A 22,828-nucleotide genomic window follows, 5' to 3' on the forward strand; every position below is an offset into this window, starting at 1 on the left:
GTATGTTCGCGCGGACTGTTGCCGCAACATAGGGCGGAATGAAGACCGGCGAAATTACCTTTTCGTGAGAAATGTGCAGAGGCACTCGGCACCGCTATGCCGCAAAAGGAAGAGGCGGCCGAAGCCGCCTCTCTGAATCTTAGCCGCCGGTGCCTGGGGCTGCCGGCGTCGCCGGCGCGGATGCTTCCGGAGTGGCAGGAGGCGGAGCGGCGGGAGGCGTGCCGGCTGGCGCCGGTGCCGCGTTCCGCGCCCGCGTGGCGGCAGACCCTGCTTCCACGTCCGGATTGTTCAGGAATTTGAAGAACGCCGAATCGGGCGACAGCACCAGCGTGGTGCCGGTATCCACCAGCGATTCGACGTAGGCGGTCATCGACCGGTAGAAGTCGAAGAACTCGGGATCCCGCCCGAAGGCCTCACCGAAGATCTGTGTCCGCTCGGCATCGCCTTCACCTCGGATGATCTCCGAGTCGCGCTGTGCTGCCGAGACGATTTCGACGACCTGACGATCGGCGACGGCGCGCCGCGTCTGGCCAAGCTCGTTACCACGGGCACGGATCAGTTCGGCTTCAGCAAGGCGCTCCGCCTTCATCCGCTCGAAGGTCTGCTGCGAGACTTCCTGCGTCAGGTCGGTCCGGCTGATGCGCACGTCGCGCACCGTGATGCCGAGCGATTGCCCAGCTTCACGAAGCTGCTCGCCGACTTCCTGCATCATCTGCGAGCGCTCTTCGGAAAGAGCTGCGCTGAAGTCGCGCAGACCGTAGACACGGCGCAGGGCGGCGTCGAGACGGGTGCGAAGCCGCGACTCGGCAGCTTCCCGGTCGCCCGATACCGTCTGGCGGAACAGGCGCGGGTCGCTGATCTCGTAGACAACGAAGGCGTCAACTTCATAGAAAGCACCGCCGCGGACCTGGACACGGATGTCGTTCAGATCGAAGCGAAGTGCGCGATCTTCGACATACTGCACGCGGTCGGCGTCCATGAAGGCGAACGGCAGCTTGAAGTAGAGACCCGGCTCGCTCTTCACGTCCTGGATTTCACCGAAGCGAACGACCACCGCCTGCTCGCGCTCGTTGACGACGAAGACAGACGAATAGATCAGGAAGAGAACGACCGCGATGCCGATAAGGATAGCTGGAAGACGAGAGCTCATTGGGTGCCTCCCTGCTGCCGCTGACCGGCTGTTCTGTTGATCTCGTTGAGCGGGAGATAAGGCACGACGCCCTGTCCGCCCTCAACAATGATCTTCTCGGAATTCTTCAGGACTGCCTCCATGGTCTCCAGGAAGATGCGCTGACGCGTCACGTCCGGAGCCGTCTGGTATTCATCGTAGATCGAAATGAAGCGCTGCGCTTCACCCTGTGCCTCGTTGACGACCTGATCCTTGTAGGCTGCCGCCTCTTCGCGGATCTGGGCAGCCTGGCCTCGGGCCTGACCGAGTCGCTGGTTGGCGTACTGGTTGGCTTCCTCGACGAAGCGGTCTTCGTCCTGTTCGGCGCGCTGCACCTCTTCGAAGGCATCGGCAACCTCGCGCGGCGGTGCCGCGTCTTCGATCGGAACCGCATTGATGGCGATGCCGGAGCCGTAGGTGTCCATGGTGCCCTGAATGATGGCGCGCACTTCCGTCGAGATCTCCTCGCGGTTGTCGCGGAAGACGTCCTGTGCAGGACGTCGGCCGACCACTTCACGCATCGCGCTTTCGGCGACCTGCTGCAGGGTGCCGGCCGGATTCTCCAGGTTGAACAGATAGTCCTTCGGTTCGTTGACCGTATAGAGCACCGAAAACTGTACGTTGACGATGTTCTGGTCGCCCGAAAGCATCAGGCCTGCGGAGGACTGGGCACTGCCGGCCGCGCCGATGTTCTGCTGCTGTTCGGTGACCTTCACGATCTCGACCGTTTCAAACGGCCAGAAGTGGAAGTGCAGGCCAGGCATCGAAATTTCTTCCTTCGGCTCACCGAAGCGAAGCTCGACGCCACGCTCGTCCGGCTGCACCGTGTAGACGGACTGGATCGCCAGGAACGCGACCACCACCAGCACGATGAGGACGACGGCGCCCGCGTTGAAACCGCCGGGCACTATGCTACGCAACCGATCCTGGCTGCGCCGTATGATGTCTTCTAGATCGGGTGGACCGCCGTTGCCGCCGCCACCGCCGCGGGGGCGGTTAGGACCGCCGCCCCACGGGCCTTGGTTGTTTCCACCACCACCACCGCCGCCGCCCCAAGGACCGCCGCCGCCGTTCTGATTGCTCCAGGGCATTAAAACCTCTTTGTTTGCTCTCCCACCGCACGGAGGCAATGCCTCCCCGCCTGTATGGTCTCGTTATAGGGAGCCGGGCATGCCCTTTCAACGCCGGTTCAGGAAGTTCCCGGCGTTTGGTAACGAAATGTTTCAGTTTGTCGCGGGCCGGCGGGTATAAACGGCAAATCGAGTCGGACAGCTGTCTTTCTCGCCAGCAGGATGCGCCGTTTCCTCCCGTTTCTCAAAGACGTCCGGGTCGATGTCAGGGAAAAAGGTGTCGCCATCGCCGATCGTGGCTTCAACATGCGTCACATAGAGCACGTCCGACGCATCGAGCGCCTGCTTGTAGATCTCACCGCCACCGATGACGCAGACCTCCTCGGCTCCCGTTTCCGAAGCGATGCGCTGCGCGATCTCCAGGGCTTCCTCCACGGAGGAAGCGGTCACCGCATCGTCGAGCACGAAATCGGCATTGCGGGTGACCACGATATGCGGCCTGCCCGGCAGCGCCTTGCCGCCGAAGGACTCCAGCGTCTTTCGCCCGACAATGACGGGCTTCCCGATGGTCAGAGCCTTGAAGCGCTTGAGGTCGGTCGAAAGCCGCCACGGCATGCCGCCCTCGCGGCCGATGACGCCATCGTCCGATACCGCCACGACGATTGAGACAGGAACCCGCCTCATACCGCAATACGCGCCTTGATGCTGGGGTCGGCCTCGTAGCCTTCGAGCCGGAAATCCTCATAGGTGAAGGCGAAGAGGTCCGTCACCTTCGGGTTGAGGTGCATCTGCGGCAGCGCCTTTGGTGTGCGGGCAAGCTGCAGCCGGGCCTGCTCGAAGTGATCCGCATAGAGATGCGCGTCGCCCAGCGTATGCACGAAGTCGCCGGGCTTCAGCCCCGTCACCTGCGCAACCATCATCGTCAGCAGCGCGTAAGAGGCAATATTGAAGGGCACGCCGAGGAAGATGTCGGCCGAGCGCTGGTAGAGCTGGCACGAGAGACGACCGTCGGCGACGTAGAACTGGAACAGGCAGTGGCAGGGCGGCAGCGCCATCTCGTCCACTTCGGCCGGATTCCAGGCCGAAACGATGTGCCGGCGGGAATTGGGGTTGGTGCGGATGCTCTCCACGACATTGGCGATCTGGTCGATCTTGCGCCCGTCCGGTGCCGGCCAGGAGCGCCACTGAGCGCCATAGACCGGTCCCAGGTCGCCATTTTCGTCAGCCCATTCGTCCCAGATGGTGACGCCGTTTTCTTTCAGGTAGGCGATGTTGGTCTCGCCCCGGAGGAACCACAGGAGTTCGTGGATGATCGACCGGAGATGCAGCTTTTTCGTGGTCGTGACAGGAAATCCCTGCTCCAGGTCGTAGCGCATCTGGTAGCCGAAGGTGGAGCGAGTGCCCGTCCCGGTTCGGTCGCCGCGATCGGTGCCGTTGTCCAGCACGTGTTGGAGAAGGTCGAGATATTGCTTCATGGTGCTGCCGCCGATTCTGGATCGGCGCAATTGTAGACGGTATCGCCGGCCGCTCCAACGATGCTCCGGTCAGTATGTACAATTAACTGAGCGTGGCGGAAATATGCCTGGCGATTCCCGCGACCGGCCACCGGCCAGCGCACTCCCTCCTGCAATTCCGTCTTGCCCCCCTTTTCAGCATCGATCGAAAGCCCTATATCAGCCTTGCCGGACCTCGGTCCGGATATGGCGATAAATGGTCGGTGTAATAAACCTATTGGACCCGGGGGCGGTACCCGGCGCCTCCACCAAAAACCGGTCGGTCAGCATGACCGGCTTTTGATGGGGGCGAAATAGGATCGACAAGGGTGTAAAGATCGTACTTTTGCTCGGCATGATACCGCCGTTATCGGGTCACAAGTGTAGTTGCAAATGACAACAACGCTAAGGGTTACGCTCTCGCTGCCTAATGGCGGTGCGGGAAACCCGAACTAAGTCCTCCTGGCTAGCACCTTGAGGCGGGGTCCGAAGGCACCTGGCAACAGAAGCCTTCACCTTCTCTCTTTCGACGAATTTATGTACAGTGACACCAACGCGACCGCTTTCCCGCGCATCGCGGGCATGGCATAAGCAGTGCTTCGATACTTATTCAGAATGAGAGACAGAACCGAATGGGGCAGGATCACATCCGCTACGATATCTTGGCACAGGACGCGTTGCGCGGCGTCATCCGCAAAGTATTGTCGGAGGTCGCAGCCACCGGGCGCCTGCCTGGTGACCACCATTTCTTCATCACCTTCCTGACCGGCGCGCCAGGCGTTCGTGTCTCCCAGCATCTGAAGTCCAAATATCCCGAGCAGATGACGATCGTCGTCCAGCACCAGTTCTGGGACCTGAAGATCTCCGATACGCAGTTCGAGATCGGGCTGTCCTTCTCCGACACGCCCGAACGTCTGGTCATTCCGTTCAATGCAATTCGCGGCTTCTACGACCCCTCGGTGAACTTTGAACTGGAATTCGAGGTGCCGCTGGTGGACGAGGACCAGGCAACCGCAGAGATCACGGCGATCCCAGTCGATTCGTTGGCCAAGCCCGAATCTGGCGAGCAGACTTCCGGCGAGGAAAAGAAGCCGGCGTCCGTCGTGTCGCTCGATTCCTTTCGCAAGAAGCAGTAGCGCGGGCGGGCACCCGATGAGCAGCGGCGACGTCGTCAACCTGCGGCAGTTTCGAAAGACGAAGCAGCGTAGCGAGAAGGAAAGGCAGGCGGAGCAGAACCGCCTGACCTTCGGCCGCAGCAAGGCGGAAAAGACGCTGACGAAGGCGCTGAACGAAAAGGCAGACCGGACGCTCGACCAGGGCCGCCTGGAAAAGCCGGATCCAGACTGACCGGAGCCTTCTCCGCGACCGGCCTGGCATGCATGCTTGGGACAGGCTTGGCTTCAACGGAGGCGCCGGTGATCCGCAAACATTCCGCAACGCTGCACGGCCACCGGACCAGCTTCTCGCTGGAAGATGAGTTCTGGGAGGAGCTGAAGCGTCTGGCCGCCGACCGGCAGATCAGCATCGCCTCCCTCATTGCCGAAGTCGACGACGCGCGCCCGCCCGACAGCAACCTCTCCTCAGCGCTCCGAGTGCACGTCCTGCGAACGCTGCAGCAGGGCAGTCCGCGTCCATCCCCCGAGGTCAAGACCGGCGCAGACCCGGTCTAAGGCTGAACGCCGGGCAGGTTCTGGATGCTCGGAGACTGGAGCGGCGAAAGATCCTGTCGGAAGACATCGCCCGTCGGGGGCACGGAGAGTGTTGGCGCCACCTGCTGCGAGCGGCGAAGCTCATCCTCGGCGGCCCGGGCGGCAGCTTCCGCCCTCTCCCGCTCCGCCTGTGCCGCAGCCTCGGCCTGCCGGCGTGCTTCCTCCGCCTCGCGCTGCGCCCGCGCCTCCGCTTCCGCCCGTTCACGGGCCGCCTGGCGTTCCTCTTCGAGAAAGCGGTAGAGGGCGACCTCGCGGCGCAGCCGCTGCTTTTCCAAGACGCTCGCCTGCAATGCCTCGACCCGGCGGCGCTCCCGCTCGTAGGCCCTCAGCGACAGGAAATTCGTCAGCGGCGCCACCGAGGTCGCGACCTGCGGCTCGGCGATATCGCCGGAATAGGTGAGCTGTACGGCCGCATCGCCGCCGGCCATGCCTTCGTCCCCCGCCGCATAGGCAGCGACCAGTTCGCCGCGGAGCGTCTCCTCGAGAAGATCGACCCTTGCCTCGCCCGAAAGCCTGACATCACCGGCGGTCGCAACGATATTCTGCGCTCTCACTTCGCCTTCGGTGATCGTGAACGGCACGACGACCGTTCCGAGCGAAAGCGCGCCGCTGCGGATAAGCCGCTCGGCAATCGGACGCACCCGGGCATCCGTGATCTCGCCATCCAGCTGATCGACCTCCGCCAGCATGGCCGGCAAGGCCGTGGGCGAAATGCCCTGCACCGAAAGATCGGCGAGCCGCAGTTCGCCCGAGCCGTTGAGCGCTGCCATCAGTGCGGCGGGCGACTGGGCAGTCGCCTCGGCCGACAGAACGGCGTCCAGCCTTCCGCTGGCCACCGGCGCGCCGCCGCCGTCCCAGACGAGCGAAGACAGATCGGCGTCCTCCACCGTCAGGCGGCTCTGGAAGATGCCATTGCCTTCGCCGTTCGACATGGCGAGCCGGCCGGCAATGCGACCACCCTGCCAGGCACCTGCGGCATCCTCGATGGTGAGACTGCCGTTGCGATGGGTGATGACACCCGAGAAGTCGCTGACGTCGCCAAAGAGCCCCGGCCGGAACGTCTTCGCCGTCACGTCAAGCTGCGCCTCTGCCGAGCCGAAGATCGGCTGGGAGAATGGCTTGTCCGAGAATGCCCCCGTCGCCGGATCGGCAAACGCTCCGTAGGCTGCCTCGCCGAGCCAGGCAAGGTCGAGCGTATCCACCGCCAGGTCCCCGCTGACCGAGAAATCCGAAGCGGTGCGGTCGAGGACCAGTCCCGTGCTGGCGACGGGACTGCCGTCAACCCGTCCCACGACGTTCGCAAACGCGACGCTCTCCGGTGACACGGTGACCTCCGCGCCGAGTTCGACCGGCAGGCCGGTGCCGAACTGCGGCACGCCGATGCCCGCCATCAGCAGATAAGGCTCAAGGTCGTGGGCGCGAAGGCTGATCCGGCCAAGGCCGGCGCCGAAATTGTCAGACGCGAGGCTGAGCGAGCCATTCGCCTCGAACTGCGTGGAGTCGGTGCTGAAGGCGAGGATCGCGGATGCCGGCAGATCGCCTTCCCGGTTGAGTGCCAGCGACAGCCGGCCCGCACCAACGTCGCCCAGCGGCAGAGGATCGAGACCGGCCTGGCCGAGCAGGACTTGGCTCTGCTCGTTCGTCAGCAGGGCGTTGAGCGAAAAGTCGGTGCCGGCCGTCAGGTCGAACAGTGTGGGCAGGGCGAGATCCGCCTCGATCGTGCTGCCGTTGGCCGTGCCGGTAACCCTTGCGGACGCCCCGCTGATTTCGCCGCCAACGGTGACGTTTGCCGTCAAATCCGTTCCGACATACCAGCCGGCGCTCGCTGCCATCCGGTCGAGCACGGGGTGTGACGGCAGCCGGTTGCGCAACATCGCGAGGAACGCAGAAGGATCCTCGGCCGTCAATGTCGCGGAGCCGCTGCCGGTATAGGAGAGCAACGAGCCGGTGAGATTGCCTTCTGCCCCGATCGCTGCACCGGCCAGATCGCCGATTGCCAGACGCTCGAGCGAAAGCTGCCCTTCCGAAAGCGTGAAGACCGTGTCCACCCGGTCGGCGGCGACGCCGAAGGCGGTAAAGCGTTCCGCCTTCAGGCTGGCGGCGACGCTATGGTCGAGGACATCCTCTCCCGCATCGTCTCCGGTGATCAACGAGGCAAGCGCACGCATCGCATCAAGATCGATCTCGTCGCCAGCAAGGTCGAGGGTCAGGGAAGGCACTGCCTCCGGTGCAGCGTGACGCTCGACGCTGCCGCGCAGCGTCGCAGGGCCGATGGCAAGCTCCAGGTCGTCGAAGCGCTGCAGTTCGGGGGTGAGGTTCACCCGCGCCGAGAACCCTGCCGTCTTCAACTGCCGGATGGCCGGATCGACGCTGCCCGACAGCCAGTCGGCAAGTCCGGACGGCTGGTTCGAGGCGAGCAACATATCGCCGACGAAGCCAATCCGGTTCTCCAGCGTCAGGGCGCCCTTTGCCTCCACCTGGGTGCGCCCCGGAAGGGTCGCTGCAAAATTCTCGACGGTCCATCCAGTCCCGGCGGGACGCACGTCGATGCGGATGTCACGGACGGTCGTATCGTTGGCGACCACCGCGGGAAGCCGGAGGCTTGCCCGCCCCGGCACCTGCGGGATGGGGATCTGCGCGGCGATATCGATGACCGCCTGGATGCGCCTCTGGGCGGATGCGGCCGCATCGCGCCCGGTCTTGGCACGCTCGCCAGCGCCCAGGCGGTTCACGTCGATCTGCTGGCCATCGGCCGTCAGCAGGAACTCCGGCGCCTGCCCGGTATCGAGCGTCGCCTCCCCCGTGACCACGTAAGGGTCGTTCAGCGCTCCGACCTCGAGGCGGTATTCCGGAATCCTTATTCGCTCGTTGGTGAGTTCGAAGCCACCCTTGAGGCGCGGACCAGGCGGCGGCGCATTGACCGGCTCGTCTTCTCTTTCCTCCTGCAGGACATCCACCGCGAAGGTACCGTTGTAGCCGGGACGGTCTTCGGACAGAGCAAGGTCGCCGTCGAGCGTCAGGGCAATGGGCGCCGAATCCGGCAAGAGCCGCAGCCGCAGCGGCACCTTCTGCTCGATCCGGTCGGCCTCGCCGGTGGACAGGCTGAAGGCCGCCTCCTCGCCGTCGAGCGAGGCAAAGCCCTCGCCGCGCCAGGGGCCTGCCAGCGAGCCAGCCGACAGATCCGTAGAAAGTCCCGTCAGCCGCCGCGTCTGACCGCTCTGCTCGTCGATCAGATCGATCGTACCGCCGGTGATGTGGACGTCCTCGATCACCACAGTGCGCAGCGGAATGTCGCCACTGCTGCCGCGCATCCAGTCGAGTGTGCCATCGGCAAGGATGCGCACCCGCGCCTTCGGATCCTCGACGCGCATGTCGAAGATACGCGCCTCGCCCGACATGAAGGGCGCCAGTTCCATATCCATGGAGAAACGCGCGGCCGAGACCTGCGGCTCGCCGTCCGGGTCCTGGCCGACCCGCACATCGTTCAGAGTCACGGAGGGAAAAGGCAAGAGGCGTGCCTCCACCTCTCCGTGGACCGTCACCTTCTTGCCGAGAATGCGGCTCGCACGCTGCTCGAACTCGACCCGAAAGTCGGTCCAGTCGATGATGAACGGCGCCAGCAGGGCGGCGAACAAAGCCACCACCAGAACACCGCCAAACGTCAACAGGATGCGACCGAGCACCGTATGAGTCTCCTTCGTCTCAGGAAAAGACTAGTCCCACCCGATGCATAGGCAAGTCAAGCATCGGGGAGCGACATCGTCATCGGGAAGATCTTGCCGGGATTGAAGATATTCTCCGGATCGAGGCCTTTCTTGATCGACCGCATCAGGTCAACTGCGCCACCGAGCTCCTGTTCCAGGAAGCTCATCTTGCCCTGGCCGATGCCGTGTTCGCCCGTGCAGGTGCCGCCCATGGCGAGCGCACGGCTGTTGAGCCGCGACACGAAGGCCTCGGCGCGCGCCACGTCCGCAGGGTCCTTGTCGTCAAACAGGATCAGCACGTGGAAGTTTCCGTCGCCCGCGTGCCCGACGATGGGCGCCAGATAGCCGTGCTCCTGGATGTCGGCCTGGGTCTCGACGACGCAGTCGGCCAGCCGCGAGATCGGCACGCAGACGTCGGTCGAAAGGCCGTTGAGATGCGGCGCAAGTGCGCGCGAAGCCCAGTAGGCGTCGTGGCGGGCCTTCCAGAGGCGGCTGCGCTCCTCGGCATTGGCGGTGAAGCTGAAGCTGTCGCCGCCGCATTCCGTGGCGATCTCGGTAAACTGTTCGGCCTGCAGCGCCACCGTCTGCTCCGTGCCATGGAATTCGACGAAGAGCGTCGGCTTCTCCGCATAGGACAGTCCGGAATAGGCGTTGCAGGCGCGCATCTGCATCTCGTCGAGCAGCTCGATGCGGGCAACCGGTATGCCCATCTGGATGGTCAGGATCACCGCGTCGCAGGCGGCCTTCACCGACGGAAAGGCGCAGACGCCGCCACCGATCTTTTCCGGAATGCCCTGCAGCCGCAGCGTCACCGAGGTCATGACGCCGAGCGTCCCCTCGGAGCCGACGAAGAGCCGCGTCAGGTCGTAGCCGGCGGAGGATTTTCGCGCCCGATGGGCGGTGCGGATCTCTTCGCCGTTCGCGGTCACCACGGTCAGCGCCAGGACGTTGTCCTTCATCGTGCCGTAGCGCACTGCATTCGTTCCCGACGCCCGTGTCGCCGCCATGCCGCCGATCGAGGCATTGGCGCCGGGGTCGATCGGGAAGAACAGGCCGGTGTCGCGCAGCTCCGTGTTCAGCTGCTCGCGGGTGACGCCGGGCTCCACCACCACGTCGAGGTCTTCGGCGTTGATCTGCAGCACCCGGTTCATGCGGGAGAAGTCGATCGAGATGCCGCCGCTCGGCGCATTCACCTGGCCTTCGAGCGAGGACCCCGTCCCGAAGGCGATCACCGGCACCTTGTGCGCCGCGCAGGCCGAAACCACCGCCTTCACGTCCTCGGCCGTCTCGACGAAGACGACGCCGTCGGGAAGCTGCGACGGCAGATAGGTCGTCGTGTGGGAATGCTGCTCGCGAAACGCCTGCCCCGTCTGGAAGCGTTCGCCGAACTGCTGCTTCAGGAGACCAAGGACCGTCTCGATCCCCTGCTCGTTGCGTTGTCCCGACCGAACGTCCTTCAGTGCCATGATCATTCTCTCCTGCAGTCCTGTCGACAGAGTGGGTAAGCGTCGGCCGGGCGTTTGTCCAGAACGGCAGGGCCGGGCAAGCCGGGTTGCGACAAGATGCGGCCGGTGCGGGATGCGGCCTTCCGCGCCGAGGCCGCCCCTCATCCGCCCTGCCAGAGACCTGTTGGGGGTCGTGGTGGTCGCGCTGATCCTTCGAGGGTCGCTGCGCTCCCACCTCAGGATGAGGGCGGAGTGAGCGCTGCCGTCGAAGCCCTTGAAGCTCTTGAAGCCCTCGAAGCCCTCTCCTTGGGTTCAACCCGAGGACTGGGGTGCGCAGCCCGCAGGGCGGAGCCTCGAAGGGCGGGGGCGGGCACGCAACGCTGCAGACAAGACGCACTCCTCCCTTGGCGATCCTCAAAATTCTCGAAGCTCGGACGGGGCGCTGAAAGCTGCCTCGTAAGTTTAGTTTTATATGGCACCTCGCAGCGCCCCGTTCGGCGGTTGTTGCCCGCGACTTCGGTCCCTCTGCAAGGGTCTTCCGGGAATGGTGTTCGTCTGGTTGCCAAAAGCCCGGGCGGACCAAGTTACCGCCAACACTTAAGGCACCTTCGCCGAACGCTCGCTGTCGCGACGGACGTATTCATCCGGCGACACCAATCCCGAGACCCCCCTGTGTGCCGCACAGGCACGCCCGGCGCGCTCTTTCGGGCTTCAAGAGGCGGGGGCCGGTCCGAAACCCCGCGCCTCTCCCCGTGTCGCCGGAGGGAGACCATTTTCCGCGGACCCCGAGGATGGAGACTTACGTCGTTTCTCCACCACCGGCGCCGGCCCCACCTCGCCGGCACGCCTGCCGGTGTATCCGAGAGCGGAACGGGGGGATTATGGGCGCAGGTTGGGAGGGGGTGGATGAAGGGGGACTAATTTTTCTTTCGTCATCCTCGGGCTTGACCCGAGGATCCACGCACAGGCCTGCGACATCAACGGGTTAGGACGAATGGCGGCGGCGCGGGAAAATGATTTTGGCGAGGAGGGCTTGGGTTTGGATCCTCGGATCAAGTCCGAGGATGACGAAAGCATGGGGCGGCGGATGACGAAAGCATGGGGCGGCGGATGACGAAAGGACAGGGGGAGGATGACGACGAAGAGGGCGGTGCCGCACACTCTCCCTCATCCTGAGGTGGCCGGGCAAAGCCCGGCCCTCGAAGGATCCGCTCGCTCCACAGCCCGCCCTCGCCCTTCGAGGGTCGCTGCGCTCCCACCTCAGGGTGAGGGCTGGCGTTGTGCCAGCCGCGGGGTTGGAGGTGGGTGCTGCACTCCTCCTCATCCTGAGGTGGACGGGCAAAGCCCGGCCTCGAAAGGATGCGGCTCGCTCCGGCGTCTCGTGAGCCACCCATGGCACCTCCCTCACTTTCGTCATCCTCGGACTTGATCCGAGGATCCATGCGAAGGGAAGTAAGGGCAGCCGGTTTGGCGGAGTGGTGTGATGATGAGGGCAAAGAGGGCTTGGATTTGGATCCTCGGGTCAAGCCCGAGGATAACGAAAGGATGGGGGGAGGATGACGAAAGCATGGGGCGGAGGGTAAAGACGGAGAGGCAGTGCCACGCATTCCCCCTCATCCTGAGGTGGGCGGGCGGAGCCGGGCCTTCGAAGGATTCGGCTTGCTTGCTCCACGGCCCGCCCTCGCCCTTCGAGGCGCATCCTGCGGCTGCGCACCTCAGTCCTCGGGTTAATCCCGAGGAGAGGGCTGTCGTTTCACCCGCCTCAAGTGATGGCCAGCGGCGTGCCCGCATCCGGGCAGATCGACAACTGCCGGCCGTCCGTGGCAGGTTGGCGGCGCACCGAGAGAACGCCCGTGACCGCACGACACCCCCGCAGGGTTCTATTCGCCCTCGTCATCGCCTTTGCCGCGGCACTGGGCGCCGCGGGGTTCTTTGCGGTGCGGTTCGTGGTCCACGCAACCTACTGGTCCGCCCATCGTCTGGAGCCCATCGAGGACTGGATGTGGGTCGGCTACGTGGCCCATTCCCACGCGGTGCCGCCGCAGCTCCTTCAGGAGGCGATCGGCCTGCCGGTGGGACCACCCGACCGCCGCCCCCTGGCGGATATCGCGAGAGCCCAGAACAGGACGTTCGCTGACCTCAAGGCGGATCTCGAACGGGCGATCGCCGCCGACGCGGCCAACAGGCGCCCGGACGGCGAGGCCGTGCGGTGACGGATCAGCTTCTCCAGTTCGTCAACACCGGAGGGAGCCTTGCCCTCGCGCTGATCCTGATGGCGAGCTGTCTTGCCGTTCCCGTTCCCAGCGCCCTGGTGATGATGGCCGTCGGCTCCCTGGTAGACCAGGGGGAGATCAAAGCCCTGCCCTTCTTCCTCGCCGGTCTGGCCGGCTCGGTGGCCGGCGACCAGCTCGGCTACCTGATCGGCCGCACCGGCCGGGTGAGGGTGAGGGCGAGCGCAGAGCATGGCTGGCTTGCTGCCACCCTCCAGAAGGCGGAACGGTTCGAGACCCGCTGGGGAGACCTCGGCATTTTCCTGAGCCGCTGGCTGCTGAGCCCCATGGGACCGTGGATCAACCTGGTCGCCGGCATGAGCGGCTATTCCTGGGCGCGGTTCTCCTTCTTTGGACTTCTCGGGGAAGCGGTCTGGGTCGCCGGCTATCTCGCCCTCGGCGTGACTTTCAGCCGAAGCGTGGAGATGCTGTCGGAAGTGCTGGGCAGCCTCACGTGGTTCATCGTGTCCGCGCTGGTTGCCGGCATCCTGGGTTGGAAGCTGCTGGCCGTCGCGCGGACGCGCAAGCGCCGGCATTAGTCACTCACCTGCCAGCTCCACTCCATGTGGTCAGCTCATGCGTAGGGCTTCTGTGAGGGTGCGCTACAAAACCCCGGTGGTTTCAAAGACCCTCCTTCTCCTGCGGTGGCCGGGCGAAGCCCGGCCCTCGAAGGATCACGCATAGCCTCCCTGCGCACGCTGCTCGGCGGCGTCGCGCTGCGCCTGTTCGAGGTCTCCCTCTGCAGCACCCTCACCCTCGCCCGTACTCTTGCTGTCGGTCGCACCGCCGCCAGGCTGCGTCCGGGCGACCGGAAGGTGGCGGGTGTCGAAATAGGTGCGGAAGGCGGTGATCTTGCCGTCGGTTTCCTCGAGCACGCTGACGCCGTCGTAGGCGAAGGACTGACCGTCCAGCGACCCCTCGCTGCGCCACTCCAGGAAGGACACGCCATCGATGTCGCGCACGGTCCTGAAGGTGGAGCGGATGTCGTCGAAGGCATCGCGGTAGTGGGTCCAGAAGGCGCCGGCGGCACTGGCGCCGCCAGTCTGGTGATGCACCATCGGGCTGGCGATGTCTGCGTCATCGGAAAAGAGTGCTGCAAGACCCTCGACCTCACGCGAGTTTTCAAGGGTCTGAAGGGCATCGACGAACTGGTCTGTCAGCTGTGACATGAAGGGCTCCTGCTGGTTGCTCTGTACCAACCAGCAGGTTTCACCCTTGTTCCGAGGCGTACGGTTGAGTCGGATCGTCACTCGGCCGCCAGCAGCGGCCGATCGTCCTCGTTCGCCTGGCTCTGGCGGGCAACCGCCAGCTCCGCATGGAAACGCTGCTCCTCATGCACTTGCGGCTTGGTGAAGCGGGCAAGCAGAAGATAGGCAACCGGGGTGATATAGAGCGTGACGAGGGTCGCCAGGCCAAGGCCACCGACGATGACCCATCCGAGCGCAATGCGGGCCTCGGCGCCGGCACCCTCGGCCAGCACCAGCGGCAGACCACCCGTCACGGTGGCGATCATCGTCATCATCACGGGGCGCAGGCGCACGCTGCAGGCATTCTCGATCGCCTCTCGGACATCCTCGCCGCGGTCGCGCAGCTGGTTGGCGAACTCGACGATCAGGATGCCGTTCTTCGCCATCACCCCCACCAGCAGTACGAGCCCGATCTGACTGTAGACATTGAGGCTGGAGCCCGTCACCACCAGAGCGAACACGGCGCAGGCAAGCCCGAGCGGTACCGTCGCCATGATGATCAGGGACGAAATGACGCTTTCGAACTGCGCCGCCAGCACCAGGAAGATGATGGCGATGGCAAAGCCGAACGTCAGCAGCATTCCGCTCGAATTCTCGTCGAGGGTCGCAGCCTCGGCAAGCGGCATCAGCCGGGCGCCCGCCGGCAGGAGCGGCGCGGCAAGCTCGGTGGCCACCTCGACCGCCTGGCCAAGCGACACGCCCTCGCGCAGGTTGGCCGAGAAGGAGACGGCGGCAAGCTGGTCTTCGCGGTTCAGTTCCGGCGCGACGGCGACCTCTTCCAGGGTCGCGACCGTCGACATCGGCACCATGCGGCCGTCACCCGCCTTCAGGAAGATGTTCTCCAGATCCGTCGGATCGTCGATCGGGCGCGTGGTCGACGCAAGCTTCACCGGGATCGCCTCGCCGTCGACGAAGACGTCGACGATCGAGCGGCCCTCGAGCAGCGCCTGCAGCGAGGAGCCGAGGCTGGTGATGTCGATGCCGAGATCGGAGGCCCGCTCGCGGTTGATGCTGACGGAGATCTGCGCCTGCGTCGGCTCGTCGTTGAGGCGTGGCGTCTCGAAGAGGCCGCTGTCGCGCAGGGCGTCGACCAGCTTGATCGTCGCCTCGGTCAGTTGCTCATGAGTCGAGCCGACCATGGCCATCTGCAGGCCGTTTCCGGCGCCGCGAATGCGCAGGCTGTTCTGCTGGATGGCAAAGCCGCGCAGCGCCGGCACTTCGGCGGCGGCCGCATTGATGTCCTGGACGATCTCGTTCTGACTGCGCTCCCGCTCGCCCCAGGGCGCCAGCGTCAGCACCATGAAGCCGCTGTTGGTGGAGCTGCCGAAGCCGGAGATGGAGAAGACGTTGGAGATCTCTCCCGCATCCACCAGCGGCTGCAGCCGCTCTTCGATCTGCTGGAGCTTGTCGCGGGTGTATTCGAGGCTGACGCCCTCCGGCGCGCTGGCCCGCATCATCACCATGGCGCGGTCTTCCTGGGGCGTCAGCTCGCTCTGGACCTGCGTGAAGGCGAGATAGGCGGCGGCGGAGAAGATGATCGACACGACGATCACCACCGCCGGCGCATTGAGGCAGGCGCGCAGCGTGACGCGGTAGAGTTCGGCAATCCTGGTGCCAAAGCGTCCGAGCGCGCCGTGATCTTCCTTCATCGGTTTCGTCAGCATGCGCGAGGCGAGCATCGGGCAGAGCGTCAGCGCGGTCACCGAAGACAGCGCCACGGCAAAGGCGAGCACGAAGCCGAACTCCCGGAAGAGACCGCCCATCTGGCCGGGCAGGAAGGACAGCGGGATGAAGACGGCGGCAAGCGTCGCCGTCGTCGCGAGCACCGCAAAGAACACCTCCTGCGTCCCGAGCACGGCCGCCGCCCGCGGTCCCATGCCTTCGGATCGTCGCCGCACGATGTTTTCGAGCACCACGATCGCATCGTCGACGACGAGACCGGTGGCGAGAACGATGGCGAGCAGCGTCAGGATGTTGATCGAGAAGCCGACCAGGTAGATCGCTACCAGCGTGCCGATCAAGGCAACCGGCATGGTCAGCGCCGGAATGAGCGTCGCCCGCCAGTCGCGCAGGAACAGGTAGAGGACCGCGATGACGACCGTGCCGGAGATCGCCAGTGCGATCTCCACCTCGTGCAGAGCGCCCTCGATGAAGACGGCGTCATTGCTGGTGATGGCCAGCCGCGTGCCTTCCGGAAGCGTTCCGGCAAGGTCGGCAACGGCCGCCTCGACGCCCTGCGAGATGCTGAGCGTGTTCGACTGGGCCTGGCGCAGAATGCCGAGACCGACGCCCTGCACGCCGTTGGAGCGCAGCGCCGTGGTGCCGTCGTCGGCACCCAGCATGACGGTGGCGACGTCACGCAGCCGGATGTTGTCGCGCAGCAGGACGTTCTCGAAGTCTTCCGGTGTCGTCAGATTGGCGGTGGCGCGCACCACGATGTCCTGGGTGCTGGATTGCAGCGAGCCGGCCGGCACGTCAAGCGCCGCCGTCGACAGCGCCTGCGAGACGTCCGCGACGGTCAGGCCACGGCTGGCGAGCGCGCTCTGGTCAACGTCGATGCGGAAGACCTTCTCCTGATCGCCGTAGAGTTCGACGTCGGCAACACCTTCGACAGCCGCCAGGCGGTCGGAGATCTCGTTGTCGACGAGGAGCGTCAGGTCTTCCATGCTGAGCGTGGTGGAGGTGACGGCAAGCCGCATGATCGGCTGCGAATCGGAATCCGCCTTGATGATGCGCGGTTCGTCGACATCGTCGGGCAGCTGGTTGGTGACGCGGCCGAGCGCATCGCGCACGTCGTTGGCGGCAACGGCGAGATCGGCAGTATCGTTGAACTCGAGGGTGACGCGGCTGGAGCCGAACTGCGACGAAGACGAAATCTTGCTGAGGCCGCTGACGCGGGCAACCGCGCCCTCGATGATCTCGGTCACCTCCTGGTCCATCGTCTGGGCCGAAGCGCCATCGTAATCGGTACGGACTGTGATGACCGGCTGGTCGACGTCGGGCAGTTCGCGCACCTCGACGCCGAACAGCGCGGCAAGGCCCGCGACGACGAGAAGGGTATTGAGGACGGCGGCCAGGATCGGACGGCGCACAAAGAGCGCGGTGAAGGTCTGCGAGGAATCGGTCTGCGCAGGGGTGGAAGGCGTTTCGTGCTCGCTCATTTGCTGGCGACCTCCGGAGCCGGCTGGCCGGCAATGCGCACGGTGCCGCCTTCACGCACCCGCTGCAAGCCCTCGATCACGACGCTGTCGCCTTCGGCAAGCTCGGCTTCCACGAGAACCAGATCCGGATTGCGCTGGATGATGCGCACGCGGGTCTTCACCGACTTGTCGTCGCGAACCTGCCAGACGAAGGAACCCTGGCTGTCCCATTGCACGGCCAGCGGATCGACGGCGGGGAAGCGCTCGCCTTCAAAGCGCATGGTGACGTTGAACGACATGCCGGCGCGCAGCGCGTCGTCGCCGTTCGGGATCTTGGCGCGGATGCGGATCGTCCGGCTGGCGGGATCGACGCGGTTGTCGACGGCCTCGACCGTGCCATTGTAGAGCTGACCCGGCCGCGACACCGAACTTGCCTCCACCGGCATGCCGGGCGTCACGGCGACCGCGAAGCGCTCCGGCGCCCAGAAGTCGACGAGAAGCTCCGAGCGATTGTCGATCGATACGACATTGCTGGTGGTGGTGACGTTGTCGCCGATATTGACCGCGACGATACCGACGATGCCGTCGATGGGCGCGACGATCGACCGGCGCTTCAGGGCTAGCTCGGCATTGGTCAGATCCAGCTGCGCTGTTTCTTCGGCAATCTGCGCGTCGAGCACTTCCAGACGGGCGAAGCTGCGGGCATTGCGGTAAGAGGAAGCCTTCTCGCTGGCACTGCGCAGAAGGACCTGCGCCTGATCGCGCAGGATGGTCTGCTCGTCGTCGTCGAGCCGCGCCAGGACCTGGCCCTTCGTCACGCGCTCGCCCGAGGAGACGAAAATCTCCTCGATCGTGCCAGCCGCCTGCGGCATCACCACGACGGACTGGATCGCCTCGCCGTCGCCGATGGCGCTCAACCGGTCGTTGACGGTGCCAAGTTCGACGGGACGGGTCGCAATCAGCGTGCCCTGTCCGCCCCCCTGTCCGCCACCCGGGCCGCGACCGGCCTGACGGCCACGGGGCGCGCCCTCCCCCTCGCCGGACGAACCGGCGGTTTCCGGCCGGATGGCGGCGATCCAGCTGCCCGGCACGCCGGCCTTCGCCAGCGTGTCGCCGGCGCTCGGCACCAGATAGACCCAGAGACAGAGAGCTCCGACGAGAATGACGATACTCAGCAGGAGCTGTTTCCAAATGCGCATGAAGGTCTCCGGTGGGAGTGGCCTGGGGGCCGGAAATCAATAGACGGAAATCGTTGGTTGTCGCGACTATACATGCAATACCCGGACCGCATCCTTACGGATTTGTAACCTCGCGACATTTCACGCAAATGTCAGCATCGCCGACCACTGCATGCAGCCGACATAGGCAGGCGGCAGCGGAAGGACAGAGGCGTCCCGCCTGCTTTTTGACCACCGATATGGCGCGGCTGGAATGAAAGCAGAACATCTTTTCTGGCCTTTCGGAACCGAATCACTACATTGGCCGCATGAGTAACAGTTTCGACGATATTCCGTTCTTCGACGAGGAGCCGGAACCCCGCCGCCCGTCGCAGCCGGCCCCTTCGCCCTCCGCCGCGCCTGCCGCGGGAGGCCTTGGCATCGCCGCGCGCGCCATGGCCGCCCGCGACCAGAGCCGCAGCGTTCCCGACTATCTCTCCGGCCTCAACCCGGAACAGCGCGAGGCCGTCGAGGCGCTCGACGGTCCCGTGCTGGTGCTGGCCGGCGCCGGCACCGGCAAGACGCGCGTGCTGACCACCCGCATCGCCCATATTCTGGCGACCAACCGCGCCTATCCGAGCCAGATCCTTGCCGTCACCTTCACCAACAAGGCGGCGCGCGAGATGAAGGAGCGCATCGGCGTGCTCGTCGGCGGCGCCGTCGAAGGCATGCCGTGGCTCGGCACCTTCCACTCGATCGGCGTCAAGATCCTGCGCCGCCACGCGGAGCTTGCAGGCCTGCGCTCAGATTTCACCATTCTCGACACCGACGACGTGATCCGGCTGATCAAGCAGCTGATCCAGGCGGAAGGGTTGGACGACAAACGCTGGCCGGCCCGCCAGTTTGCCGGCATGATCGACGGCTGGAAGAACAAGGGGCTGACGCCCAAGGACATTCCCGAAGGCGATGCCCGCGCCTTCGCCAACGGCAAGGGCCGCGAACTCTATGCCGCCTATCAGGCGCGGCTGCGCACGCTGAACGCCTGCGATTTCGGCGACCTGCTCCTGCATCCGATCGCCATCTTCCGCGCCCATCCGGATATCCTGAAGGACTATCACGGCCGCTTCCGCTACATCCTGGTGGACGAGTACCAGGACACCAATACGGCGCAGTACATGTGGCTGCGGCTGCTTGCCCAGCGGCCGAAGGACGTGCCGCAGAACGTCTGCTGCGTGGGCGACGACGACCAGTCGATTTACGGCTGGCGCGGCGCCGAGGTCGACAACATCCTGCGCTTCGAGAAGGATTTCCTGGGCGCCAAGGTAATCAAGCTGGAGCGCAACTACCGCTCGACCGAACACATCCTCGGCGCCGCCGGTCATCTGATCGCCCACAACGAGGGGCGACTCGGCAAGACGCTGTTCACCGACCGGGTGAACCCGGACGACGAGAAGGTGCAGGTGCATGCCGCCTGGGACAGTGAAGAGGAAGCCCGCGCGCTCGGCGAGGAGATCGAACGGCTGCAGCGCGGCGATGGTGCCGGCGGGAAAAACCACGCGCTGAACGACATGGCGATCCTGGTGCGCGCCTCCTTCCAGATGCGCGAATTCGAAGACCGCTTCGTGACGCTCGGCCTCAACTACCGCGTCATCGGCGGCCCGCGCTTCTACGAGCGGCTCGAGATCCGCGACGCCATGGCCTACTTCCGGCTCGTCTGCCAGCCGGCCGACGACCTCGCCTTCGAGCGCATCGTCAATACGCCTAAGCGCGGCCTCGGCGACACGACGATCCGCAACCTGCACGACTATGCCCGCGCCCGCGACATTCCGATGCTGGCGGCCGCGACCGACATCATCGAGACCGACGAGCTGAAGCCGAAGGCACGCAAGGCGCTGTTCGACGTGATTCAATCTTTCAGGAACTGGCAGGAAAGGCTTGAAAAGACTCCACATGTCGAGCTTGCCGAACAGATCCTCGAAGAGTCCGGCTACACCGACATGTGGAAGAACGACAAGACGGCGGAAGCCCCCGGACGGCTGGAAAACCTGAAGGAGCTGATCCGCTCCATGGAGGCCTTCGAGAGTATGCGCGGCTTCCTCGAGCACGTCTCGCTGGTGATGGACGCCGAGCAGAACGAGAACCTCGACGCCGTCTCGATCATGACGCTGCATTCGGCCAAGGGGCTCGAGTTCGAGACCGTCTTCCTGCCCGGCTGGGAGGAAGGCCTGTTTCCGCACCAGCGCTCGCTCGACGAAGGCGGCCGCTCGGGGCTGGAGGAGGAACGTCGCCTTGCCTATGTCGGCATCACCCGCGCCAAGCGCCGCTGCCACATCTGGTTCGTCTCCAACCGCCGCATCCACGGGCTCTGGCAATCGACGCTGCCGTCGCGCTTCCTCGACGAACTGCCGCCGGCCCATGTCGACGTGTCCGCCTCCGACAGCAATTACGGCGGCTATGGCGGTGGTGGAGGCCGCGGCGGCTACGGCCAGTCGCGCTTCGACAAGGCCGAGCCCTTCGCCAACAGCTATTCCACCCCCGGCTGGAAGCGCGCCCAGGCCAACAAGACCGATGCCACCCGCGACAACTGGGGCTCGCGCTCCGGCCACGCGGTGGAGCGCATCGGTTATGGCGAAAGCGGCCCGCGCGGCCGCACCATCGAGGGCGAACTGGTCGCCAAATCCGTCGCCGACACCCCGTCGAAATTCACAATCGGCGACCGCGTCTTCCACATCAAGTTCGGCAACGGCAATGTGGCGACGATCGAGGGCAACAAGCTGACGATCGATTTCGACAAGGCCGGGCAGAAGCGGGTGCTGGACGGGTTTGTGGAGAAGGTGTGACGGACTTTACTTCTCCTCAACCATCAGCGCCTTCTGCCCGCTTCTTCGCCTCATCGAAAAGAGCGGAGGCTGACCTCTCTCCGATGCCGCTTGGCAAGCCTTCATCGGCCAGCCGCTACATGGCTGCGATCTTTTCCGCCCGCTCCTGATCGCGGCAGATTAGATCGCGCACATAGTCGCTGACGTTCGAGTAGCCGGCGGATTGGGCCTGCTCCTCAGCCCAGTCCTTCATGCGATCCGGCAGAGACACGTTTATCGTCGCCATAGCGGCCTCTCGTTTGCACACGACCATGGCAAACCTTGTCATCTTCCGCAATTACGGCTCTCCCTTTTGCCTTGCCGGATCAGCCGTTTGAGGATATGGTCATCCTAGTCAAGATAGACATCAGGTGACCTATGCCATCAGATCCTACAGGCGCAACTTGGACCGTCGCGAATGCGAAAGCGAAGCTTTCCGAAGTGATTCAGCAGGCGCAGACGGCGCCCCAGACCATCACGCGCAACGGCAAGCCGAGCGTCGTGGTCGTTTCCGCCGAAGAATGGGAGCGGAAGACCATGCGCAAGGGTACGCTGGCGCAGTTCCTGATGGATTCGCCGCTGCGGGGCACGGAGCTAGACATTGAGCGCCAAGCTGATGACGCGCGTGACATCTCGCTGTGAAGACTCTCCTAGACACGAACGTGCTGTCCGAAGTGACCCGCCCGCATCCGGCGACCCATGTTCTGGAATGGCTGGATGCCCTCGATGAGGACAAGACCTTCATCAGCGTCGTGTCGCTGGCGGAGATAAGGCGCGGCATCGCTCTCCTGGACCAGGGCCGGAGACGGGACGTATTGGCCGAATGGCTGGCCGCGGATCTGCCGCAGCGCTTCGGCGACCGGGTCATTCCGGTCGACCAGACGGTCGCTTTGGCCTGGGGTGACCTGATGGCCGCGGCCAAGCGGAGCGGCCGGGGCATGTCTGCGATGGACGGCCTGATCGCGGCCACCGCCATTGCCTGCGACCTGACACTTGCCACCCGCAACATCAAGGATTTTGAGGGGTTGGACATCAAGCTCCTGGATCCTTGGGCGATGTGACCGGTCGCCCTCCCTTATCGTCCCGTTCGCGCCGCAAACGCCGCCCGGGCCGCCTCGATCGTCGCGTGGTGCTTCTGCGCCCAGATCCAGACGCCGCAGAAGGCCTCGCCGAGGCTGTGGCCGAGGTCGGTCAGCGTGTAGTCCACATGCGGCGGGATGACCGGGTGGACGGTGCGCGAGACGAGGCCGTCGCGTTCCATGTCGCGCAGCGTCTTCGTCAGCATCTTCTGGCTGATCCCGGGCACGTGGCGACCGAGCTCGGTAAAGCGCAGCGTGCCGCGTTCCTCCAGTTCCTCGAGGATCAGCATCGTCCATTTGTCGGCGACCTGGCCGATGATGCCGCGCACCAGTTCCTCGATGGCCGGATCGATCTCCTCGGGGATGGCGTGAGGCCGATCGGAAGTTTTTTCGGTCGCAACCGCCTGTGTCACAGACGCTCTCCTTCTGGTGCGTATGGTTCTTTCGGGTGCCTTCTGTCAAAGCGAAAGCATGCGCCATATCTTGGT

19 protein-coding genes and 1 other RNA gene are annotated in these 22,828 nt (G+C 64.8%); 9 read left to right on the forward strand and 11 right to left on the reverse strand.

Annotated features, from left to right (window positions below):
- Positions 1-139: 139 nt before the first annotated feature.
- The 4 genes from hflC to M1E10_RS18550 form a co-directional block, all read right to left on the reverse strand.
- Entirely contained in the window at positions 140-1,150 is a 1,011-nt protein-coding gene (hflC, locus tag M1E10_RS18535; protein ID WP_499174264.1) for a protease modulator HflC, read from the reverse strand.
- Entirely contained in the window at positions 1,147-2,259 is a 1,113-nt protein-coding gene (hflK, locus tag M1E10_RS18540) for an FtsH protease activity modulator HflK (RefSeq protein WP_499174265.1), read from the reverse strand. The genes hflC and hflK overlap by 4 nt, the downstream gene beginning before the upstream one ends.
- Before the next feature lie 132 nt (positions 2,260-2,391).
- Complete coding sequence (locus M1E10_RS18545) at positions 2,392-2,922, reverse strand: dihydrofolate reductase (protein WP_499174266.1); 531 nt, start codon at positions 2,920-2,922, stop codon at positions 2,392-2,394.
- On the reverse strand, positions 2,919-3,713 hold the full coding sequence (locus tag M1E10_RS18550; RefSeq protein WP_499174267.1) for a thymidylate synthase: 795 nt from the start codon (positions 3,711-3,713) through the stop codon (positions 2,919-2,921). Before M1E10_RS18550 ends, M1E10_RS18545 begins: the two co-directional genes overlap by 4 nt.
- A gap of 167 nt (positions 3,714-3,880) precedes the next feature.
- On the opposite strand from M1E10_RS18550, the gene ssrA reads away from it, so the two are divergent.
- The 4 genes from ssrA to M1E10_RS18570 all read left to right on the forward strand — a co-directional run bounded on the left by ssrA (position 3,881) and on the right by M1E10_RS18570 (position 5,401).
- Positions 3,881-4,248: a transfer-messenger RNA gene (ssrA, locus tag M1E10_RS18555) on the forward strand.
- Positions 4,249-4,363: 115 nt separating this feature from the next.
- On the forward strand, positions 4,364-4,867 hold the full coding sequence (locus M1E10_RS18560; RefSeq protein ID WP_499174268.1) for an SspB family protein: 504 nt from the start codon (positions 4,364-4,366) through the stop codon (positions 4,865-4,867).
- A gap of 16 nt (positions 4,868-4,883) precedes the next feature.
- On the forward strand, positions 4,884-5,078 hold the full coding sequence (locus M1E10_RS18565) for a DUF4169 family protein (RefSeq protein WP_499174269.1): 195 nt from the start codon (positions 4,884-4,886) through the stop codon (positions 5,076-5,078).
- A 68-nt stretch (positions 5,079-5,146) separates the two neighbouring features.
- A complete protein-coding gene (locus M1E10_RS18570; protein ID WP_499174270.1) occupies positions 5,147-5,401 on the forward strand; it encodes a ribbon-helix-helix domain-containing protein in 255 nt (84 codons plus the stop codon).
- On the opposite strand, the gene M1E10_RS18575 is transcribed toward M1E10_RS18570, so the two are convergent.
- Both M1E10_RS18575 and M1E10_RS18580 read right to left on the reverse strand, forming a co-directional pair.
- Positions 5,398-9,123, reverse strand: coding sequence for an AsmA family protein (locus tag M1E10_RS18575; RefSeq protein ID WP_499174271.1), 3,726 nt, complete (start codon positions 9,121-9,123; stop codon positions 5,398-5,400). The genes M1E10_RS18570 and M1E10_RS18575 overlap by 4 nt on opposite strands.
- 56 nt (positions 9,124-9,179) lie before the next feature.
- Positions 9,180-10,610, reverse strand: a complete 1,431-nt coding sequence (locus M1E10_RS18580) for an FAD-binding oxidoreductase (protein ID WP_499174272.1) — start codon at positions 10,608-10,610, stop codon at positions 9,180-9,182.
- A gap of 1,832 nt (positions 10,611-12,442) precedes the next feature.
- Here M1E10_RS18580 and M1E10_RS18585 point away from each other — a divergent pair.
- Both M1E10_RS18585 and M1E10_RS18590 read left to right on the forward strand, forming a co-directional pair.
- On the forward strand, positions 12,443-12,802 hold the full coding sequence (locus tag M1E10_RS18585) for a hypothetical protein (protein WP_499174273.1): 360 nt from the start codon (positions 12,443-12,445) through the stop codon (positions 12,800-12,802).
- Positions 12,799-13,398 (forward strand): DedA family protein, encoded by a 600-nt coding sequence (locus tag M1E10_RS18590; RefSeq protein WP_499174274.1) that lies wholly within the window; start codon positions 12,799-12,801, stop codon positions 13,396-13,398. Before M1E10_RS18585 ends, M1E10_RS18590 begins: the two co-directional genes overlap by 4 nt.
- Positions 13,399-13,533: 135 nt before the next feature.
- Here the strand turns inward: M1E10_RS18590 and M1E10_RS18595 are convergent, their stop codons facing one another.
- The 3 genes from M1E10_RS18595 to M1E10_RS18605 all read right to left on the reverse strand — a co-directional run bounded on the left by M1E10_RS18595 (position 13,534) and on the right by M1E10_RS18605 (position 18,445).
- Entirely contained in the window at positions 13,534-14,028 is a 495-nt protein-coding gene (locus M1E10_RS18595) for a nuclear transport factor 2 family protein (protein WP_499174275.1), read from the reverse strand.
- Positions 14,029-14,105: 77 nt separating this feature from the next.
- Positions 14,106-17,267: an efflux RND transporter permease subunit gene (locus tag M1E10_RS18600; RefSeq protein WP_499174276.1), complete on the reverse strand. Its 3,162-nt coding sequence runs from the start codon at positions 17,265-17,267 to the stop codon at positions 14,106-14,108.
- Positions 17,264-18,445, reverse strand: a complete 1,182-nt coding sequence (locus tag M1E10_RS18605; protein ID WP_499174277.1) for an efflux RND transporter periplasmic adaptor subunit — start codon at positions 18,443-18,445, stop codon at positions 17,264-17,266. Before M1E10_RS18605 ends, M1E10_RS18600 begins: the two co-directional genes overlap by 4 nt.
- A 287-nt stretch (positions 18,446-18,732) precedes the next feature.
- Between M1E10_RS18605 and M1E10_RS18610 the strand changes: the two genes are divergently transcribed.
- Positions 18,733-21,243, forward strand: coding sequence for an ATP-dependent helicase (locus M1E10_RS18610; protein WP_499174278.1), 2,511 nt, complete (start codon positions 18,733-18,735; stop codon positions 21,241-21,243).
- A 115-nt stretch (positions 21,244-21,358) separates the two neighbouring features.
- Here M1E10_RS18610 and M1E10_RS18615 read toward each other — a convergent pair whose 3' ends face one another.
- Positions 21,359-21,508, reverse strand: coding sequence for a ribbon-helix-helix domain-containing protein (locus tag M1E10_RS18615; RefSeq protein WP_499174279.1), 150 nt, complete (start codon positions 21,506-21,508; stop codon positions 21,359-21,361).
- A gap of 131 nt (positions 21,509-21,639) precedes the next feature.
- Between M1E10_RS18615 and M1E10_RS18620 the strand changes: the two genes are divergently transcribed.
- Entirely contained in the window at positions 21,640-21,903 is a 264-nt protein-coding gene (locus tag M1E10_RS18620) for a type II toxin-antitoxin system Phd/YefM family antitoxin (RefSeq protein ID WP_499174280.1), read from the forward strand.
- On the forward strand, positions 21,900-22,322 hold the full coding sequence (locus M1E10_RS18625) for a type II toxin-antitoxin system VapC family toxin (RefSeq protein ID WP_499174281.1): 423 nt from the start codon (positions 21,900-21,902) through the stop codon (positions 22,320-22,322). The genes M1E10_RS18620 and M1E10_RS18625 overlap by 4 nt, the downstream gene beginning before the upstream one ends.
- A 14-nt stretch (positions 22,323-22,336) precedes the next feature.
- Here M1E10_RS18625 and M1E10_RS18630 read toward each other — a convergent pair whose 3' ends face one another.
- Positions 22,337-22,753: a winged helix-turn-helix transcriptional regulator gene (locus tag M1E10_RS18630; protein ID WP_499174282.1), complete on the reverse strand. Its 417-nt coding sequence runs from the start codon at positions 22,751-22,753 to the stop codon at positions 22,337-22,339.
- Positions 22,754-22,828 lie beyond the last annotated feature (75 nt).

The sequence above is a fragment of the Rhizobium sp. PK7-22 genome (assembly GCF_056530405.1).

Coding starts and splice junctions, on each gene's coding strand:
- hflC (WP_499174264.1), bottom strand. CDS start 1,150: ATGAGCTCTCGTCTTCCAGCTATCCTTATCGGCATCGCGGTCGTTCTC.
- hflK (WP_499174265.1), bottom strand. CDS start 2,259: ATGCCCTGGAGCAATCAGAACGGCGGCGGCGGTCCTTGGGGCGGCGGC.
- M1E10_RS18545 (WP_499174266.1), bottom strand. CDS start 2,922: ATGAGGCGGGTTCCTGTCTCAATCGTCGTGGCGGTATCGGACGATGGC.
- M1E10_RS18550 (WP_499174267.1), bottom strand. CDS start 3,713: ATGAAGCAATATCTCGACCTTCTCCAACACGTGCTGGACAACGGCACC.
- M1E10_RS18560 (WP_499174268.1), top strand. CDS start 4,364: ATGGGGCAGGATCACATCCGCTACGATATCTTGGCACAGGACGCGTTG.
- M1E10_RS18565 (WP_499174269.1), top strand. CDS start 4,884: ATGAGCAGCGGCGACGTCGTCAACCTGCGGCAGTTTCGAAAGACGAAG.
- M1E10_RS18580 (WP_499174272.1), bottom strand. CDS start 10,610: ATGGCACTGAAGGACGTTCGGTCGGGACAACGCAACGAGCAGGGGATC.
- M1E10_RS18595 (WP_499174275.1), bottom strand. CDS start 14,028: ATGTCACAGCTGACAGACCAGTTCGTCGATGCCCTTCAGACCCTTGAA.
- M1E10_RS18600 (WP_499174276.1), bottom strand. CDS start 17,267: ATGAGCGAGCACGAAACGCCTTCCACCCCTGCGCAGACCGATTCCTCG.
- M1E10_RS18605 (WP_499174277.1), bottom strand. CDS start 18,445: ATGCGCATTTGGAAACAGCTCCTGCTGAGTATCGTCATTCTCGTCGGA.
- M1E10_RS18610 (WP_499174278.1), top strand. CDS start 18,733: ATGAGTAACAGTTTCGACGATATTCCGTTCTTCGACGAGGAGCCGGAA.
- M1E10_RS18615 (WP_499174279.1), bottom strand. CDS start 21,508: ATGGCGACGATAAACGTGTCTCTGCCGGATCGCATGAAGGACTGGGCT.
- M1E10_RS18620 (WP_499174280.1), top strand. CDS start 21,640: ATGCCATCAGATCCTACAGGCGCAACTTGGACCGTCGCGAATGCGAAA.